This is a genomic window from Gilvimarinus sp. 1_MG-2023 (genome assembly GCF_030548285.1).
Map to the genome: position 1 here is coordinate 1 of NZ_JAUOSC010001662.1, position 238 is coordinate 238.

Genomic DNA, 238 nt, shown 5'->3' on the forward strand with positions numbered 1-238 from the left:
GGTTAACGGTAAAAAACAAACACGTCAATCCCAGTCAGCCCGCGCTGGAACGTATCCGTGCCGAAAGCCGTAAGATGAAAAGTGTCTTTACGTCCTTCACTCCGGTTTCCGGCCAGCAAGCAACGGCTCCGTGGCAACCGATGATCTGGCCGGTAACAGGGCCAATTTCCAGCCCCTTTGGTTTACAACGCTTTTTTAATGGCCAACGCCGCAATCCGCACAGCGGGCTGGATATTGC

General features: G+C 53.8%; 1 pseudogene. It reads left to right on the plus strand.

The window, feature by feature from the left end:
* Nucleotides 1-238, plus strand: a pseudogene (locus Q4563_RS22435) (hypothetical protein); the annotation flags it as partial.